This window comes from Rhodococcus sp. ENV425, from assembly GCF_002887785.1.
Classification (GTDB): Bacteria; Actinomycetota; Actinomycetes; order Mycobacteriales; family Mycobacteriaceae; genus Rhodococcus; species Rhodococcus aetherivorans.
Genome location: NZ_PCZU01000048.1, coordinates 21,718 through 39,598 on the forward strand (window position 1 = coordinate 21,718; position 17,881 = coordinate 39,598).

Consider the following 17,881-nt stretch of genomic DNA (forward strand, 5'->3'; position numbering starts at 1 on the left):
TGGGGGAGGACGGTCGGCTGCTGCACGACTTCGGGTGCCGGGATGTGCCCTTCGGCGAGGTGACGGGCGTCGTCGAGCATGCCGGGCGGTTGTACCTGGGAAGCCCCTGAGCGACTCGGCGATCCTGTGCGTGGACGTGGACCGGGCGCGATGAGCGAGCCACGACGGCGCGGTTCTCCCGCCCGTTCCGAGCGGTGCCCCCTCGGGCACGAGAGGGGAGGGGCGCGGGCCCCGCTGACACCGCCGCATCCGAATTCGAAGCAAACGGAACACAATAATTTCAAGAAGAAGACCGCTCGGCGCACCCAAGTCCGGCTTGCATAATCCGACCAGTACGGAACATAAATATTTTCCGAATTTCATCACGACTCCACGCTTCTCACCGAAACCCCCCAAGAGACACCGCGCACAGTCAGGCGCCGAACGCGCGGGAGATGGCCGCAGCGACGTCGCGGTGGCCCCGGATCGGCAGGGCCAGCCCACGGCCGGCATGAGCGAGATCGCGGGCGGTGAGCAGATCGTGTTCGCCGGAGATGTCGGCGAGCACGTCGAGCCGGGGGAGCCGGGAGGCGGCGGTCCGCGGATCGGGCCCGGCATTGTGCACACAATCGGACAGCAACAGCACCCGTCCCTCGTCGGCGGGTACGTCCCGGAGCTGACGCGCCGCCACCTCGAGCGCGAAGCCGACGTTCGTCAGACCCTTGCTCGGGATCCGGAGCAGCAGGTCCACGAGCCGGGCCGGGGAGACCGGCTCACCGAGAGCGCTGAGCACGGCGGCTTCGGACCAGAACGCCACCACCGCCAGATCGTCGTGGCCGAGCTCGCCGGCCACGGCACCCACCGCGGCCGCGGCGGTGCGGATGCGTTCGCCGCGCATCGACCCGGAGATGTCGACGACCAGCACCACCTTCCGGCGGTCGCGGATCCGGTCCCGCATCACCAGATCGGTCGACCGCGCGAGCGGGTCCTCCGCGAGCACTTCGACGGTGCGGTCGAGATCGAGTTCCTCGGCGCCGTCCTGATACGGCAGGGTTCGCAGTCTGCCGACGCCCCGCCGAGGCAGGCGACGGTGCCGCGGGCGCGGCACGGACAGGCGCGCAGCGATCTCGCGGGCCCGGCGTCGGACCTCGGCGTCGCCGGCAGGGCCCGACGCATCGAGTTCGCCCAGTGTCAGCACCTCGGCCGGCTCGTCGGTCATCCCGGGACCCGCACCGGGACCCGTTCCGGGGCTGCGCCCCTGACGATGCGGACCGCCGACCATCGCCAAACCCTGGCCGCTGCCTCGGTTCTCGTACAGCGTCGGAGCCGTCGACAGCTGCTTCGGCTTGCGCCGGAACGGCTTTCCCCGACCGGTGGAGTGACGCTGGGCGCGCCGGTGCACGGGGCCGTCCGCGGGGACGGCTCTTCAACCGGGGGCCGCGGAGCTGGGGCGAAGGAGGAAGTGGTCCTGCCAGATCTCCCGCAACACCGCCTCGGGTGTGGTCTCGGCGACCTCGTCCACCGCGATCCGCCCGGACAAAGCCACCAGCAGGGCGTCGAGCACGGCGCCGGTGTAGTCCGGCGGCAGATCGCGCGGCGGGTCGGCCGAGTCCGGCAGCTCGCCGCGCACGTCCCGCATGTCGATCAGCTGCATCGCGACCAGCGTCAGGTCGATCGCGCCGCGGACGCTGGACCCGCCGCGCAGGTCAGGGTGCCCGCGCGTGGCGCGGGTGAGGGCTACCGCGTCGGCGACGAGCCGCGCCGACCCGCACCCGGTGCGCCGGACGACGATCTCACGTTCGGCCTGCGTGTCCTGATAGTCCACCGCCAGCCGGCAGAACCGGTCGTGCACGCTCATCGACAACCGGACGGTGCCGATGTTGTCGAACGGGTTCATCGAGGCCACCACGCGGAACGCCGGATCGGCCTCGACCGTGCCCACCCGCGGCACCGTGATCCGCCGCTCCGCCATCGCGGTCAGCAGGCTGTTCAGTGTGTCCTCGGGCGAGCGGTTGAACTCTTCGAGGTAGAGCACCCCGCCGGCCCGCATCGCCGCCACCAGCGGGCCGGGCACGAAGTTGTCCTCGTGGTAGCCCTCCGACAGCACCCGTGCCGGATCGTGATAGCCGACCAGGCGTGCCGGCGTGAGATCGGCGTTCCCCTCGACGAACATCAGCGGACTGCCGAGCTCGGCGGTGATGGCGCCGAGCAGGGTGGACTTGCTGGTGCCCGGTGGCCCCTCGAGCAGCACGTCGCGCCCCGCGCCGATGGCAGCGAGCAGGAGGTCGGTTTCCCGGGCCCGGCCCACCACCCGGTCCGCGACTCCCCGGCGGACCTCGGCCATCGGTCGGGTGGTGCGCTGCATGCTCACGTCCTCGTGTACCCCTGGGATCCGTTCGTTTCCTCGGACAACTATGCACCGGGTGGACCCACGGGGCGGACCGATTCGGCGATCCATGCGCAGAATCGCAGTACCCACCCCCTAATGTCGACGCAATGACCGTCCCGAACCCCTTGGACCCGACCGAGATCGGGTCGGCGCTCGCCGCGTTCGAACCCCGCTCCCTGCCGCTGGAAGGCCGGCGTCACGCGGCGGTGGTCGTCGCCGTACTCGACGACGGGCACGGCAACCCTGTCGTGCCGCTCACCCGCCGCCCGACCCGTCTGCGAGCGCACCCCGGCCAGTTCGCCCTGCCGGGCGGACGTCTCGACGACGGGGAGACACCCGAGGTGGCCGCGCTGCGCGAGCTGCACGAGGAACTCGGCCTGCGAACCGACCCCGGCGGCATTCTCGGCCGCCTCGACGACTACATCACCCGCTCGGGTTACGTCATCTCCCCGTACGTCGTCTGGGCGGATGCCGCGATCGACGATCTCGTGCCCAACCCCGACGAGGTGGCCGCACTCTATGCCGTCACCGCATCCGAGCTCGACAGCGAACCCCGGTTCGTTGCCATACCGGAATCGGACAAGCCGGTGATCCAGTGGCCGTTCCGGGGACATCTCGTCCACGCCCCCACCGCGGCGGTGGTGTACCAGTTCCGGGAAGTCGTGCTCCACCGTCGCAGCACCCGCATCGACGACCTGGAACAGCCCGTGTTCGCGTGGAGGTGACGAGTCGGCCGGCCGGCGGCGACGAGGCGTGTGCAAGGCTGTCGGAACCGACCCCACCCGAACGACAGGACGGACGATGAACGACGCGACGACGGCCGGTGCGCCGGCTCGATCCGACCGCATCGTCACCGTCCCCAACGTGTTGAGCGTCGTCCGCCTGGTCGGCATCCCGATCTTCCTCTATCTGGTCCTCGTCCGGCACGCCGACGGATGGGCGCTTGCGGTCCTCATGCTCAGCGGAATCACCGACTGGGCCGACGGCAAACTCGCGCGGCTGCTCGACCAGGCCTCGCGGCTCGGCGCGGTGCTGGATCCGCTCGTCGACCGCCTCTACGTCGTCACCACCCTCCTCGCCCTGGTGGCCCGCGGCATAGTGCCGTGGTGGATCGCCGTGGTTCTGATCGGCCGGGAGCTGGTCCTCGCTCCGACCCTGGCCGTCTACCGTCGCCGTGGCCTGCCGCCCCCGGAGGTGCTGTACCTGGGTAAGGGCGCCACCTTCCTGCTGATGTTCGCGTTGCCGCTCCTGCTGGCCGCGGAAGCGCTTCCCGCCGCGGCCGGCGTCCTCGCGCCCGCGGGGTGGGCCGCCCTCCTCTGGGGTACTGCCCTCTACGTGTGGACGGGCGTGCTCTACCTGTCGCAGGCGGTGCGGACGGCCCGTGCGGTACCCACCCCGGGAGGGCCTGCCACCGAATGAGCCGCAACTGGGAGCAGATCCGCCGCAACCCCGTGCCGTCGCTGCTCAAGGCGCTTCTCGAGGACCACCTCGACCCCGGCTACGCGGCCGCGGCGCACGACCGCGCCGCCGGCCACGCCCGGCCCAGCCGGGTCGGCATCGGGCTCTGGCTGGTCCTCGGTGGCCTGCTCGCCGGACTCGTCCTCGGAGTGGCCTACGCCCAGAACATCGAGCGGGAATCCGGTACCGACCAGGCACGCAACGAGATCCTCGCCACCGTCCGCACCGCCGAGGACCGCAACGACGTACTTGCGGCCACCCGCGACGACGTGGCCACCCAGGTGGAACAGCGCCGCATCGAGGTGCTCGCCGACGACGAACAGGGTGCGGCGGTGCTCGACCGGCTCGCCCGAGCCGAGGAGGCCGCCGCCGCGGCTCCCGTGCGCGGCCCCGGCATCACAGTCACCCTCGCCGATCCGACCTCGCGTCCCGACCTGACGGACTCCGCGGAGAAGGACCGCGCCCGCAGCACCTCGGTGATCCTCGACCGCGACCTGCAGTCGGTCGTCAACGCCCTCTGGGCCGGCGGGGCCGAGGCCGTCGCGATCAACGGGGTACGGGTCGGTCCCGGTGTCACGGTCCGGCAGGCCGGGGGAGCGATGCTCGTGGACAACCAGCCGGTCTTCTCGCCCTACACGGTCGCCGCCGTCGGGTCACCGGCCGAACTGCAGACCGGCTTCGTCGTCAGCGACGCCTACCTGCGTATGTCGGGGGTGCAACAGCTGTACGGGGTAGGTTTCACCATCACGGAGGCGACGGACCTCGCGTTGCCGGGCGCCTCGGTACGCGACGTCGCATCGGCACGGGAAACGGGAGAGCGGTGAAGACTGTGGCGACCAAGCGCGGATACGCCCTCTATGCGGTGCTGGCCCTCGGCGTGGGCATCGCCGTGGGTGTGATCTTCAGCCCCCAGGTTCCCGACGTGGTCCAGCCCTACCTGCCCATCGCGGTGGTCGCCGCGCTCGACGCGGTCTTCGGGGGACTACGCGCCTATCTGGACGAGATCTTCGACGCCAAGGTGTTCGTCGTCTCCTTCACCTTCAACGTGCTCGTCGCCGCACTGATCGTCTGGCTCGGCGACCAGCTCGGGGTGGGCACCCAGCTCTCCACCGCGGTCGTCGTGGTCCTCGGTATCCGGATCTTCGGCAATGCATCCGCGCTGCGACGCAGACTGTTCGGGGCGTAGCCGGATGCATGAGGGCAAGCACGAATGGCACGAACCGGCCGAGAGCGGCGCGGCGCGCCGCTCGCGGATCGTCTTCTCCGCCCTGGCGGCGCTGCTCATGGTGGTGCTGGGCGTGGGAATCGCCACGCAGGTCAGGAACACCGGTTCGGGCGACGCGCTCGACTCCGCTCGGCCGGCCGACCTGCTGGTGGTGCTCGACAACCTCAACCGCCGCGAAGCGGAGCTGCGGCAGGAGATCACCACACTGGAACAGACGCTGGCCAGCCTGGAACGGAACGGCTCCGAAGCCGCACTCGCGGAGGCGCAGCAGCGCCTCTCGGCCCTGGAGATCCAGGTGGGTACCGCCCCGGCGGCCGGTCCGGGAGTGATCTTGACCATTGCCGACCCTCGGCGCGGCGTGGGACCGGAAGTCCTCCTCGACACGATCCAGGAGCTGCGCGCCGCGGGGGCGGAGGCCGTCCAGGTCGCCGGAACCGGCGGCCCCGCCGTCCGTATCGGCGTGGACTCCTGGGTGGGCGGCACTGCCGGTGCGCTGGTCGTCGACGATCGATCGATCGCAGCGCCCTACGCCGTCGCCGCGATCGGGGACGCGCCCACGCTGGCGGCGGCTCTGAACATCCCCGGCGGCGTGGTCGACACGGTGGCGCGCGCGGGCGGGTCGGTACAGATCGAACAGTCGCCGCAGGTCGAGGTACCCGCCTTGCGGGAGATCGAGCCGCGACAATACTCTCAGCCCGGTAATTGAACCCGGCGTTCCACGCGAATGTCGCTGCCCGAAAGGACCTGTCGTGAGTGAGTTCCGAACACCCGCCGATCTGCGTTACACGGCGGAGCACGAGTGGGTTCGCCGAACCGGTGACGCGACTGCGCGCGTCGGCATCACGGACTACGCCCAGTCACAGCTCGGCGACGTCGTCTTCGTGCAATTGCCGGAGACGGGAGCGGAGATCACCGCGGGCGACTCGTTCGGCGAGGTGGAGTCGACCAAGAGCGTTTCCGACGTGTTCGCGCCGCTCACGGCGAAAGTCGTTGGGGTGAACCCGGATCTGGATGCCAATCCCGAGCTCGTCAACAGCGATCCGTACGAGGCCGGCTGGTTGGTGGACCTCGAGGTCGGCAGCAAGGACGAGCTCGACGCCGCTCTGGCGAGCACGCTCGACGCGGACGGGTACCGCGCGATCACGCAGAACTGACGCCGCGTCCGGCCGGGACCGCGTCTGCCTGCACGAAGGACGTTGCGCAGGGTACGGTCAACGGTAGGCGTGTGCCGGGTCGGGGCGCGGGTCCGTACCGGAAGTGATCGTGGCTGAACGAAACTGCGGCCCAGGGGGAGCGATCCCGAAGGGTCGAACGGATAAGGAGATACGGTGAGCGAGAACGGCAACGCGGGCTACGAGGAAACCCCTGCGGAAACCACTTCGGTGTTTCGTGCCGACTTCCTGAACGAACTCGATACCACCGGCGCGGGCACGGGGACGACCGAGGCCCCCGTCTCGGGGGTCGAGGGGCTTCCCACAGGATCGGCGCTGCTCGTCGTCAAGCGCGGCCCGAACGCCGGGTCGCGTTTCCTGCTCGATCAGCCGACGACGTCGGCCGGGCGTCACCCGGACAGCGACATCTTCCTCGACGACGTGACGGTGAGCCGCCGGCACGCCGAGTTCCGTCAGGACGAGGGCGAGTTCCAGGTCGTCGATGTGGGAAGCCTGAACGGCACCTACGTCAACCGCGAGCCGGTGGACTCGGCGGTTCTCGCGAACGGCGACGAGGTGCAGATCGGAAAGTTCCGGCTGGTGTTCCTCACCGGCCCGCGGGGTTCGCAGGGCACGGGTAGCTGATGACCGCTGCCCGCCAGCCGTCACCGGGGGGAATGTCGATCGGGTCCGTGCTCGATCGGCTCCGTCCCGAGTTTCCGGACGTGACGATCTCGAAGATCCGCTTCCTCGAATCCGAGGGACTGATCAGTCCGGAACGCACCCCGTCGGGTTATCGACGTTTCTCGATCGCGGACTGCGAGCGCCTGCGGTACGTGCTGACCGCGCAGCGGGACCAGTACCTGCCGCTGAAGGTGATCAAGGAACAGCTCGAGGCGATCGACCGTGGTGTCGCGACGGTGGGCTCGGTGGAGAGCCGCCCGAAGCGGCCCCGGCCCCTGGCGGTGGCGCCGGGCGAGGTGTCGCCGGAGGATCTGCGCACGGACCGGGAGGTGCGGGTCGGCCGGGAGGACCTGTGCCGGCAGGCGGGCATCGAATCGTCCTTCCTCACGGAGCTGATCCGCGCCGGGCTCATCGTGCCCGGCGCGGCCGGCTTCTTCGACGAGGATGCGGTGCTGCTGGCTCGCACCGCCAAGGCCATGTCCGAGTTCGGCCTCGAGGTCCGGCACCTGCGTGCCTTCAAGCTCGCGGCCGACCGGGAGGCGGGCCTGGTGGCGCAAATCGCCGGTCCGGTCGCGAAGGGCCGGGACGTCGGGGCGCGCGCCCGGGCCGAGGAAATGGTGCGGGAATTGGCGGCGTTGTCGTTGACGATGCACACGTGCCTCGTCAAGGCGGCCGTTCGGGGCGCTCTCGATCGGTGAGTGTGGCAGCGGTGGCAACGACTCTGACGACGGCGGCTCGTTGGCACTAGAATTCAGGGGGATATCGGCGGACGGTTCGCCACCGACGCACAGCAGGGATGGGAGGCGGCTCGATGAGCGAGATGCGAGTAGTGGGGATTCGGGTCGAGCAACCGCAGAATCAGCCTGTCCTTCTGCTGCGCGAGGTCGACGGTGATCGGTATCTGCCGATCTGGATCGGCCAGATGGAGGCCACGGCGATAGCGCTGGAACAGCAGGGTGTCGAGCCGGTCCGGCCTCTGACGCACGACTTGATCAAGAATCTGGTCGATGCGTTCGGCCGCACCCTCCAGGAGGTCCGGATCGTGGATCTCAAAGAGGGGACGTTCTACGCCGATCTCGTCTTCGACGGTGGTCTGCGCGTGTCGTCCCGTCCTTCCGATGCGGTCGCTGTAGCCTTGCGCATCGGCGCGCCGGTCTTCGTGGAGGAGCCGGTGCTGGTGGAAGCGGGCCTCGTCATGCCGGATGAGCGGGAGGACGAGGTCGAGAAGTTCAAGGAGTTTCTCGAATCCGTGTCCCCCGACGACTTCAAGGCGACGGACGGCTGATCGTCGACCATCGCCGAGGTTCTGTCGCGACTCCCGGTCACGGTGGCCGGGGCGCGCTCTGCGACGAGTGGTACAGGACCGGAAGATCGTTGTCCGGTCGGCGTGTTGCTGCCCAACTTTTCGCACGGGGCGTACGCTGAGTGAATCGCTACGGATCGACTCGGTGGGTCAAGCGGGCGCTCGACGATCGGATGGGGTGGGGGATCCGCCCGTCGTTCGTTCCGGGGCACGCCTGTGCACGCGAGAGGGAGTCACAACAGTGGGAGATCGGCCGCAGGGACAGCAGCTCAGCTTCGACGCCGTCGACCGCGAGGCCCCGTCACGGGCATCTCTCGACGCCGACGAGATGCAGCCGGGTCTGTTCCCGGACGATTCGGTGCCTGACGAGCTCGTCGGCTACCGCGTGCCGATCGCCTGCCAGATCGCCGGCATCACCTACCGTCAGCTCGACTACTGGGCGCGGACGAATCTGGTCGTTCCGTCCATCCGGGGCGCGGCGGGTTCGGGCAGCCAACGGCTCTACTCGTTCAAGGACATCCTGGTCCTGAAGATCGTCAAGCGTCTGCTGGACACGGGCATCTCCCTGCAGAACATCAGGGTAGCGGTCGACCACCTCCGGGAACGCGGAGTGCGGGACCTGGCGAAGATCACCCTGTTCTCCGACGGCACCACCGTGTACGAGTGCACCTCACCGGAAGAGGTGGTCGATTTACTGCAGGGCGGACAGGGCGTGTTCGGGATCGCGGTGAGCGGCGCGATGCGGGAGTTGACGGGCAGCATCGCCGACTACCCGGCCGAGCGGGCGGACGGCGGCGACATCGAGCAGCGTCCCGAGGACGAACTGGCCTCCCGCCGTCGCGAACGTGTCAATCGGCGGATCGGCTAGACGCTCGTCACACGAAACACCTGCGGCCTCGGTGCTGCCCGGGTGTCCCCGTGCCCTAGAATCGGTGATACGTCGCCGCCGTGCGGGAGAGTTCCGGACCTGTTCCGGACGCCGAAGGAGCAGCACCTCCCCGTCAATCTCTCAGGCATCGAGGACCGTGCGGGCACCGACGTCTCTGGAAAGCGGTGGGAGCACCCACCCGCCCACGGGGAAAGGGCCGGCTCGCTCCGGTACCGAATCTCTCAGGCGCTCGCCCCGGCGAGCTCGCGACAGAGGGGGAGGACACGCACCGTGCGACCCCCTGCGCGGATGCGGACCTCCGACCTCAGGGAGTCGCGATGACCGACGCCGCTACGTACACCTTCGCCGACCGCCACGTCGGCCCCGACGCGGCGGGACTGCGCCGCATTCTCGACGTCATCGGCGTCGAATCCCTCGACGAGCTGGCCGTCAAGGCGGTGCCCGCCGGCATCCTCGACGCCCGGGCCGACGGAGTCGCGGACGGACTCGAGTCGCTCGACGCGCCGATGTCGGAACACGAGGTACTGACGGCGCTGCAGGAACTCGCGGGCCGGAACACCGTCGCGACATCGATGATCGGCCAGGGGTACTACGGCACGCTGACCCCGCCGGTACTGCTGCGCAACATCATCGAGAATCCCGCCTGGTACACCGCATACACCCCGTACCAGCCGGAGATCAGCCAGGGGCGCCTCGAAGCGCTCCTCAACTTTCAGACCATGGTCTCGGACCTGACCGGTATGGAGGTCGCCAACTCGTCGATGCTGGACGAGGCGACCGCCGCCGCGGAGGCGATGACGCTGCTCAAGCGCGCCAACCGCAAGTCCAGGAGTGCGCGGGTCGTCGTGGACGCCGACCTGTTCGCCCAGACCGCCGCGGTCCTGGCGACCCGGGCAGAACCGTTGGGGATCGAGATCGTCACCGCGAACCTCGTCGACGACGGCCTGCCCGAGGGAGAGTTCTTCGGCGTCGTCCTGCAGATCCCGGGTGCCTCCGGCCGGGTGTTCGACGCGGGCCCCCTCGTCGGGGCGGCGCACGAGCGTGGGGCGCTCGTCGCGGTGGGCGCGGACCTGCTGGCGCTCACTCTGCTCACCCCGCCCGGGGAACAGGGCGCGGACGCGTGCTTCGGCACCACCCAGCGCTTCGGCGTGCCGATGGGGTTCGGCGGGCCGCACGCCGGCTATCTCGCCGTGCACGCCGCCCATGCCCGCAACCTTCCGGGCCGGCTCGTCGGTGTGTCGGTCGACGCGGACGGCGCACCGGCCTATCGGCTGGCGTTGCAGACGCGTGAGCAGCACATCCGGCGCGAGAAGGCGACCAGCAACATCTGCACCGCACAGGTTCTCCTCGCGGTGCTCGCCGCCATGTACGCGTCGTACCACGGGGCCGAGGGCCTGGCCGGGATCGCGACCCGCGTGGCCGGCCAGGCCGCCCGTCTCGCGGCGTCGCTGAAGGCGGCCGGTATCGACGTGGTGCACGACAGCTTCTTCGACACCGTGCTGACCCGCGTTCCCGGCCGCGCCGACGCGGTCGTCGCGGCGGCGCTCGAGGCCGGCATCAACGTTCGTCGCGTCGACCGGGACCACGTGGGGATCTCGTGCGACGAAGCGACCCGGGACGCCGACGTGGCCGCGGTCCTGGCCACGTTCGGGGCGGAGGACACCTCGGCCGCAGCCACACCCGCCGTGCCGCGGCAGCTCGCGCGCACGAGCGCGTACCTGCAGCACGAGGCGTTCACCCGGTACCGCACCGAGACCGCGATGATGCGGTACCTGCGCCGCCTGTCGGACATGGACCTTGCGCTCGACCGCACCATGATCCCGCTGGGTTCGTGCACGATGAAGCTCAATGCCGCCACCGAGATGGAGGCGATCACCTGGCCCGAGTTCTCGGCGCTGCATCCTTTCGCCCCTGCAGAGCAGACCGCGGGCATCCGCCGGCTCATCGGCGACCTGGAAGGGTGGCTGGCCGCGGTGACCGGGTACGACGCGGTGAGCCTGCAGCCGAACGCGGGTAGCCAGGGCGAGTACGCCGGGCTGCTCGCCATCCGCCACTACCACCTGAGCCGGGGTGACGAGCATCGGGACACCTGCCTGATCCCGTCGAGTGCACACGGCACCAACGCCGCCTCCGCGGTCATGGCCGGCATGCGCGTCGAGGTCGTGGCGTGCCGGTCCAACGGTGACGTCGACCTCGACGATCTGCGTGCGAAAATTTCCGACCACGCCGAACGTCTCGCCGCGATCATGATCACGTACCCGTCGACCCACGGGGTCTACGAACACGAGATCGCCGACATCTGCGGTGCCGTGCACGACGCCGGCGGGCAGGTGTACATCGACGGCGCCAACCTGAACGCCCTCGTCGGTCTGGCGCGTCCCGGCAAGTTCGGAGGCGACGTGAGTCATCTGAACCTGCACAAGACCTTCTGCATCCCGCACGGTGGTGGCGGCCCCGGCGTGGGGCCGATCGGCGTGCGCGCGCACCTGGTGCCGTTCCTGCCCGGCCACCCGGCCGAACCGGGTCTCGGGGGCGGTGGGCCGGTGTCGGCGGCGCCGTTCGGATCGGCCTCCATCCTCCCGATCACGTGGGCGTACATCAAGCTGATGGGGGCCCAAGGCCTGCGGCGGGCGTCGCTGACGGCGATCGCGTCGGCGAACTACATCGCGCGCCGGCTCGACGAGTACTTTCCCGTCCTGTACACGGGCGAGAACGGCATGGTGGCGCACGAGTGCATCCTCGATCTGCGCCCGCTGACGAAGGATACGGGGGTCACGGTCGACGACGTGGCCAAGCGCCTGGCGGACTACGGCTTCCACGCGCCGACCATGAGCTTCCCCGTCGCGGGCACCCTGATGGTCGAACCCACCGAGAGCGAGGATCTCTCCGAACTCGACGCGTTCATCGACGCGATGATCGCCATCCGCGGCGAGATCGATCGCGTCGGGGCAGGGGAGTGGCCGGTGGACGACAACCCACTGCGCGGCGCACCGCACACCGCCCAGTGCCTGGTCGGGGAGTGGACCCACCCCTACAGCCGTGAGATCGCGGTGTATCCGCTGGGGCAGAGCCGCGCGAAGGTGTGGCCCGCGGTGCGCCGCATCGACGGGGCGTACGGGGATCGGAACCTCGTGTGCTCGTGCCCGCCGTTGGAGGCCTACAGCAGCTGAGCGCATTTTCGGGGGCTGGGTGTCGGTAGCCCAGCCCCCGAAAGACTACGGACAGTATTCCGAGCCTAACGGAACTTTATAAATAACCGAACAACACCCCACGTCACCTCAACCGCGAAACAACAGCAGAAAAACAGCCCAGACGAAAAGGTCAGCCGGGGAAGGTCTTCAGTTCCAGGATTGCCACTTCCGGAGGGGTGGCAATCCGTACCGGCGGACCCCAGGCGCCGGTACCGCGGGAGGTGTACACGAGAGTGTCGCCGAACCGGTCGAGTCCCGTCACCGTCGGCTGTTGCAGAGGCACGACGTATCCGAGCGGCCACATCTGTCCGCCGTGCGTGTGGCCGGACAATTGCAGGTCGACGCCGTGGTCGCGGGCCTCGAACACCTGCCGGGGCTGATGGGCGGCCAAGAGGACGAAGCGCTCGGGATCGCGGCCCTGCAACGCTGCGGTGAGATCCGCTTCGTTCGGGGCCGGTGCCGAGTAATCGTGAATGCCCGCGAGATCGATGACATCGCCGCCGCGCTCCAGGGCGACTCGTTCGTTGCGGAGGGTGCGTACGCCGAGGGTTTCCCAGAAATCGAGCCAGGACAGCGCGTCGTCGGCGTAGTACTCGTGGTTGCCGCTGACTCCGTAGACCCCGAGGGAAGCCCGCAGGTCGGCGAGGGGAGCGAGATCCTGCCCGACGAACGCGATCGTGCCGTCGGTGAGGTCCCCGCCGAGAACGATCAGGTCCGGCTGCTGCGCGTTGACGAGGTCTACCGCGCGACGGGTGAATTCGCGGCCGCGGGACGGGCCGACGTGCAGGTCGGTGACGAGGGCGACCCGCATCCCGTCGAATCCGGCCGGAAGCCGGCGCAACGGGATCCGGGTGTGCACGACCCGGGGCCGAGCGGCCTCGACCGTGCCGTAGCCGACCGCGGCGACCGCGGCGACGGTCAGCGTGCCCGTCGCGATCTGCAGGGCGCGCCGCCTGGAGGGATCCGGGGGGTGGGCGTCGCCGCGCCGGAAACGGCGTACCGCTCGCGCCGCGAGGCACACGATCCCGATCAGGAGCGTGCCGAGGACCAGGTACAGCACGACGCCGAGCCAGGTCCAGCCGAGGAATCCGAACGGGCGGGCCCAGCGCGGGTCGAGCGACGTGCCGCTCTGCGCGCCGATCAGAGCGACGACGAGGAGGACGCCGAGCGCGGTGTTCGCAGCGATTGCCGAGCGGCCGCGCAGGCCGGGGGCTCGGACGAGACGGCGGTGGAGCCAGAAGGTGACGAGGGCGAGGAACGTCCCCGCGACGAGAAGGCGGATCACGGTGTCAGGACATCAGCTTTCGGATGGCGGCGGCGAGATCGGGTCCGTCGGTCGTGGCGACGGGGACGAGCGCACCGCCGGTGCGGTCGGCGAGTGTTTGCAAGGTGTTGCGGTTCGTGTCGTCGCCGACCGCCACGACGTCGATCCGGACGGGTCGATCGGGGTCGCCGGCGGCGGCGACGAGGTCGAGGATGCGTTGGCGGGAGGTGTCGTCGTCGTTGGCGCTGTCCGTGATCAGGAGGACGGAGTTGGGCCTGCCGGGGGTGTGGTTGCGGACGGCGTCGACGTAGGCGGCGGCCAGGGACCGGTAGACGGCGGAACCGTCGGTGGTGTCGGCACCGGTCAGGGCGGCGGTCAGCGCGGTGCGCTGGTCCGCGGTGAGGGTGCCGCGCGCCACCGTGGCGCGGTACGGAGTCGTGCCGTCGAGGTCGCGGGCGAAGACCCACACGGCGAGTGTCGAGGCATCCGGCGAGCGGGAGACGTGCTGGTCCAGGGCGGTGGCGATGTGGGCGAGACGGGTGTCGTCACCCTCGACGGTTCCCATGGACGTGGACGTGTCGAGGAGGATCGTGGTGGCGCGGGGTGCGACGGGCGCGCGCCGGTGGTCGAGGAGGATGTCGGCTACGGCTGGGGCGGCGCGGTTCAGGGTCTGTTCGATGCGGGGGAAGGGAACCGCGTCGGTGCGGGGGACGGGCTGGCCGTCGACTCGGAAGCCGGCGTCGGCGAGGACGCGGGCCGCGTCGGGTTCGCGGAGGTGGCCGGCGAGTTCGGCGGCGGCGCGGGAGAGGGTCTCGTCGACCCACGGGGCGTCGACCACGGCGGCGGGGAAGTCGGCGGTGGGGGTGGGGCCGGCGGGAACGAATTCGACGAGGCCGGCGGCGCCACCCGAGGCGACCGCCGTGTGCAGTTGTTGCTCGGTGATCGGTACGGCGTGCACCGCCCCGTCGGCGCCGGGCCCGTCGGCGAGGGTGGTCAGGGCTGCGGCGGTGGTCGGTCCGGCGCCGTCTCCGAGGGCGTCGGCGCCGAGCGCGAGCGCACCGACGGCGGAGGTGGCTGCGGGGGAGGCGGCCTGTTCGGCGGTCAGGGGACCGGTTCCGGCGTCGGTGGCTGCGGCGGCGACGGCCTCGAGGGCGGGAGTGGTGGCGTCGGCGTCGGTGCCGGTGGGCAGGGCCAGGCGGAGGCCGGCCCAGCCGTCGAGGCCCAGGCCGGCGAGGGTGCTGCCGTCGGACTGGAGGGAGGGCAGCTGGCGCCATCCGGTGCCGGCGGTGCTGAGGGCGCGCTCGAGCTCGGCCGGGACGGCCAGCACGACCGGGGAGGTGGCGAGGGAGCGGGTCTGGCCGTCGAGGGCCTGTGCCGCGCGCGCGGTGGCGTCGCTGCTGAAAGGGACCCAGAGTGCGGGTGGGGGGCCGAGGGTGGGGTCCCAGCGGGGATCGGCGGTGAGGGCGGTCGTGGCCGGGGTGGTGGCGACGGGGGTGACGCGCACGTCGATGCAGTGGTCGCGGACGACGGGGCGGGTGTCGGTGACCCACCGGGCGGCGAGGGTGGTCAGTGTGGGGGCGACGGCGGGATCGGCGGCGACGTCGAGGAGCGCGTCGCCTTCGACGCAGGTATGCGCGGCTTCGGTGGCCTGCGCGTCGATGCGTTCGCGCAGGCGGAACCAGCCGACGGTGGCGAGGACGAGTGCGAGTGCTACGGCGACGGCGATGATCGGGCCCTTGCTGACGCCTCTGGCGCGGCCCGTGCCGCGATGTCGACCCACGTGTTTCCTGCCTGTCGTCGTGCCTGCCCCGCCGTTCCCGGAGTCTAGTGATCGGCCGGTGAGACGCCACGGCCCCCGATCCGGTGGATCGGGGGCCGTGGGCCGTGGCTCAGGCTCGGCAGCCGTGGGCGGCCTTGAACTCGAGGCGGCGGCGGTGCAGGATCGGCTCGGTGTAGCCGCTGGGCTGCGTGGTGCCTTCGAGGATCAGTTCCTTGGCGGCCTGGAAGGCGATGCTGCCGTCGAAGTCGGGGGCCATCGGCAGGTAGGTGGAGTCGCCCGCGTTCTGCCGGTCGACGACGGGGGCCATGCGCTGCAGGGCGGCGACGACGTCGTCGGCGGTGACGATGCCGTGGTGGATCCAGTTGGCGAGCAGCTGGCTGGAGATGCGCAGGGTGGCGCGGTCCTCCATCAGCGCGACGTCGTGGATGTCGGGCACCTTGGAGCAGCCGACGCCCTGGGAGATCCAGCGCACGACGTAGCCGAGGATCGACTGGCAGTTGTTGTCGAGCTCCTCGCGCTTCTGCTCGTCGGTCCAGTCGGTGCTGGGGGCGAGGGGGATGGTGAGGATGTCGTCGACGGTGGCGCGGCGCTTGCCCTTCAGTTCGTCCTGCACGGCGAACACGTCGACCTGGTGGTAGTGGGTGGCGTGCAGGGTGGCGCCGGTGGGCGAGGGGACCCAGGCGGTGTTGGCGCCGGCCTTGGGCTGGCCGATCTTCTGTTCGAGCATGTCGGCCATGAGGTCGGTCATGGCCCACATGCCCTTGCCGATCTGGGCTTTGCCCTGCAGGCCGGTGGCCAGGCCGGTGTCGACGTTCCAGTCCTCGTAGGCGAGGATCCACTTCTGCTTCTTCATCTCGGCCTTGCGCACCATGGCGCCGGCCTCCATGGAGGTGTGGATCTCGTCGCCGGTGCGGTCGAGGAATCCGGTGTTGATGAACACGACGCGCTCGCTGGCCTCCTTGATGCAGGCCTTCAGGTTGACGGTGGTGCGGCGTTCCTCGTCCATGATGCCGACCTTGAGGGTGTTGGCCGGCAGGCCCAGCACCTCTTCGACCCGGCCGAAGAGTTCGGTGGTGAAGGCGACTTCCTCGGGGCCGTGCTGCTTGGGCTTGACGATGTAGATCGAGCCGGTGCGGCTGTTGGCGAGCGGCCCGGTGTCCTCGCCGACGGACAGGCCGTGCACGGCGGCGAGGCTGGTGATCAGCGCGTCGAGGATGCCCTCGGGGACCTCGTTGCCCTCGGAGTCGAGCACGGCGGGGTTGGTCATGAGGTGGCCGACATTGCGGACGAACAGCAGGGACCGGCCGTGCAGGGTGAGGTCGGAGCCGTCGGGGGCGACGTAGACGCGGTCGGCGTTGAGGGCGCGGGTGAAGGACTTGCCGCCCTTGGAGATCTCCTCGGCGAGGTCGCCGCGGTTGAGGCCGAGCCAGTTGCGGTAGCCGATGACCTTGTCGTCGGCGTCGACGGCGGCGACGGAGTCCTCGAAGTCCATGATGGTGGTGATGGCCGATTCGAGGACGACGTCCTTGACACCGGCGGCATCGGTCTTGCCGATCGGGGATTCGGGGTCGATCTGGATCTCCACGTGCAGACCGTGGTTGCGCAGCAGCACGGACGTCGGGGCGTCCTTCTCGCCGAGGTAGCCGACGAACTTCTCGGGCTGGGCGAGTGTGGTGACGGTGCCGTCGCCGAGTTCGACCTTCAGCTCCTTCCCGTCGACGAAGTACCGGGTGGAGTCGGCGTGCGATCCGGTGGCGAGGGCGGCGGCGGTGTCGAGAAAGTTGCGGGCCCAGGCGATGACCTTGTCGCCGCGGACCTTGTTGTAGCCGGTGCCCTTCTCGGCGCCGCCTTCTTCGGAGATGGCGTCGGTGCCGTAGAGGGCGTCGTACAGCGAGCCCCAGCGGGCGTTGGAGGCGTTGAGGGCGAAGCGGGCGTTGAGGACGGGCACCACGAGCTGCGGCCCGGCGGTGGTGGCGATCTCGGCGTCGACACCACCGGTGGTGACCTGGAAGTCGGCGGGTTCGGGGACGAGGTAGCCGATGTCCTGGAGGAACGCCTTGTAGGCAGCGGCGTCGTGCGGCTGGTCCTTGCGGTCGCTGTGCCAGGTGTCGATCTGCGCCTGGAGGTCGTCGCGCACGGCGAGCAGGGCGCGGTTGCGGGGGGCGAGGTCGTGGATCACCTTGTCGGCGCCGGCCCAGAACTCGGCCGCGTCCACCCCGGTGCCGGGGATCGCCTCGTCGACGACGAAGTCGTAGAGCACCTTGGCGACCTGGAGTCCACCGACTTGCACGCGTTCAGTCATTACCTGCCTCACTCTTTCCGGGACCTGTGCGCTCGCGTCGGCGGTGCCGACGGGCAGCACGACGAACAGCACTCACGTTACCCGCCGGTAGTTTCGGGCAGGTCGGTTCGACCCGCCGCCGGGGCGGTACATCGATTCAGCAGCTCCTCTCCAGGGCCGCGGCGCGATGGTGAGCGCCGACCGCTCGCGGGCGTACTGTGCGCGCCCGGAAGCGGTCTCGATCGTGATCGGCGAGTAGCCGTAATCGCTCAGATCATACGGGGTGG

General features: G+C 70.1%; 16 protein-coding genes, 1 pseudogene and 1 riboswitch. Of the genes and pseudogenes, 11 read left to right on the forward strand and 6 right to left on the reverse strand.

Annotated features, from left to right (window positions below; all coding sequences use genetic code 11):
- Nucleotides 1–412: 412 nt before the first annotated feature.
- Both CQZ88_RS03720 and CQZ88_RS03725 read right to left on the reverse strand, forming a co-directional pair.
- Nucleotides 413–1,381: a VWA domain-containing protein gene (locus CQZ88_RS03720; protein WP_006936759.1), complete on the reverse strand. Its 969-nt coding sequence runs from the start codon at nt 1,379–1,381 to the stop codon at nt 413–415.
- A gap of 24 nt (nt 1,382–1,405) precedes the next feature.
- Nucleotides 1,406–2,344, reverse strand: coding sequence for a MoxR family ATPase (locus tag CQZ88_RS03725; RefSeq protein ID WP_006936760.1), 939 nt, complete (start codon nt 2,342–2,344; stop codon nt 1,406–1,408).
- Nucleotides 2,345–2,475: 131 nt separating this feature from the next.
- On the opposite strand from CQZ88_RS03725, the gene CQZ88_RS03730 reads away from it, so the two are divergent.
- The 11 genes from CQZ88_RS03730 (at nt 2,476) to gcvP (ending at nt 12,248) form a co-directional block, all read left to right on the forward strand.
- Nucleotides 2,476–3,093 (forward strand): CoA pyrophosphatase, encoded by a 618-nt coding sequence (locus tag CQZ88_RS03730; RefSeq protein WP_006936763.1) that lies wholly within the window; start codon nt 2,476–2,478, stop codon nt 3,091–3,093.
- Between the two features lie 76 nt (nt 3,094–3,169).
- Nucleotides 3,170–3,787, forward strand: a complete 618-nt coding sequence (locus CQZ88_RS03735; protein ID WP_006936765.1) for a CDP-alcohol phosphatidyltransferase family protein — start codon at nt 3,170–3,172, stop codon at nt 3,785–3,787.
- A complete protein-coding gene (locus CQZ88_RS03740) occupies nt 3,784–4,650 on the forward strand; it encodes a DUF881 domain-containing protein (RefSeq protein ID WP_006936766.1) in 867 nt (288 codons plus the stop codon). The genes CQZ88_RS03735 and CQZ88_RS03740 overlap by 4 nt, the downstream gene beginning before the upstream one ends.
- Before the next feature lie 5 nt (nt 4,651–4,655).
- A complete protein-coding gene (locus CQZ88_RS03745; protein WP_029543853.1) occupies nt 4,656–5,012 on the forward strand; it encodes a small basic family protein in 357 nt (118 codons plus the stop codon).
- Between the two features lie 4 nt (nt 5,013–5,016).
- Nucleotides 5,017–5,757 (forward strand): DUF881 domain-containing protein, encoded by a 741-nt coding sequence (locus tag CQZ88_RS03750; protein WP_044475986.1) that lies wholly within the window; start codon nt 5,017–5,019, stop codon nt 5,755–5,757.
- Nucleotides 5,758–5,800: 43 nt separating this feature from the next.
- Nucleotides 5,801–6,205, forward strand: coding sequence for a glycine cleavage system protein GcvH (gene gcvH / locus CQZ88_RS03755; protein ID WP_006936771.1), 405 nt, complete (start codon nt 5,801–5,803; stop codon nt 6,203–6,205).
- Nucleotides 6,206–6,379: 174 nt separating this feature from the next.
- Entirely contained in the window at nt 6,380–6,847 is a 468-nt protein-coding gene (gene garA, locus CQZ88_RS03760) for a glycogen accumulation regulator GarA (RefSeq protein ID WP_006936772.1), read from the forward strand.
- Nucleotides 6,847–7,584 carry a MerR family transcriptional regulator gene (locus tag CQZ88_RS03765; RefSeq protein ID WP_029543847.1) on the forward strand — a complete coding sequence of 246 codons (738 nt, stop codon included), beginning with the start codon at nt 6,847–6,849 and terminating at the stop codon, nt 7,582–7,584. The genes garA and CQZ88_RS03765 overlap by 1 nt, the downstream gene beginning before the upstream one ends.
- A 113-nt stretch (nt 7,585–7,697) precedes the next feature.
- Nucleotides 7,698–8,171 (forward strand): bifunctional nuclease family protein, encoded by a 474-nt coding sequence (locus CQZ88_RS03770; RefSeq protein WP_029543844.1) that lies wholly within the window; start codon nt 7,698–7,700, stop codon nt 8,169–8,171.
- Between the two features lie 259 nt (nt 8,172–8,430).
- The gene (locus CQZ88_RS03775) at nt 8,431–9,057 is read left to right on the forward strand and encodes a MerR family transcriptional regulator (protein WP_102799267.1); all 627 of its coding nucleotides are present in this window, start codon (nt 8,431–8,433) and stop codon (nt 9,055–9,057) included.
- Between the two features lie 73 nt (nt 9,058–9,130).
- Nucleotides 9,131–9,225: riboswitch (glycine riboswitch) on the forward strand.
- A 170-nt stretch (nt 9,226–9,395) separates the two neighbouring features.
- Complete coding sequence (gene gcvP / locus CQZ88_RS03780; RefSeq protein ID WP_006936776.1) at nt 9,396–12,248, forward strand: aminomethyl-transferring glycine dehydrogenase; 2,853 nt, start codon at nt 9,396–9,398, stop codon at nt 12,246–12,248.
- 151 nt (nt 12,249–12,399) lie between these two features.
- Here gcvP and CQZ88_RS03785 read toward each other — a convergent pair whose 3' ends face one another.
- The 4 genes and pseudogenes from CQZ88_RS03785 to CQZ88_RS30165 all read right to left on the reverse strand — a co-directional run.
- Nucleotides 12,400–13,554: a metallophosphoesterase gene (locus tag CQZ88_RS03785; RefSeq protein WP_029543838.1), complete on the reverse strand. Its 1,155-nt coding sequence runs from the start codon at nt 13,552–13,554 to the stop codon at nt 12,400–12,402.
- Between the two features lie 4 nt (nt 13,555–13,558).
- Nucleotides 13,559–15,313 carry a VWA domain-containing protein gene (locus CQZ88_RS03790; RefSeq protein WP_102799268.1) on the reverse strand — a complete coding sequence of 585 codons (1,755 nt, stop codon included), beginning with the start codon at nt 15,311–15,313 and terminating at the stop codon, nt 13,559–13,561.
- A gap of 109 nt (nt 15,314–15,422) precedes the next feature.
- On the reverse strand, nt 15,423–17,615 hold the full coding sequence (locus tag CQZ88_RS03795; protein ID WP_102799271.1) for a malate synthase G: 2,193 nt from the start codon (nt 17,613–17,615) through the stop codon (nt 15,423–15,425).
- 72 nt (nt 17,616–17,687) lie between these two features.
- A pseudogene (locus CQZ88_RS30165) lies at nt 17,688–17,881 on the reverse strand (hypothetical protein); the annotation flags it as partial.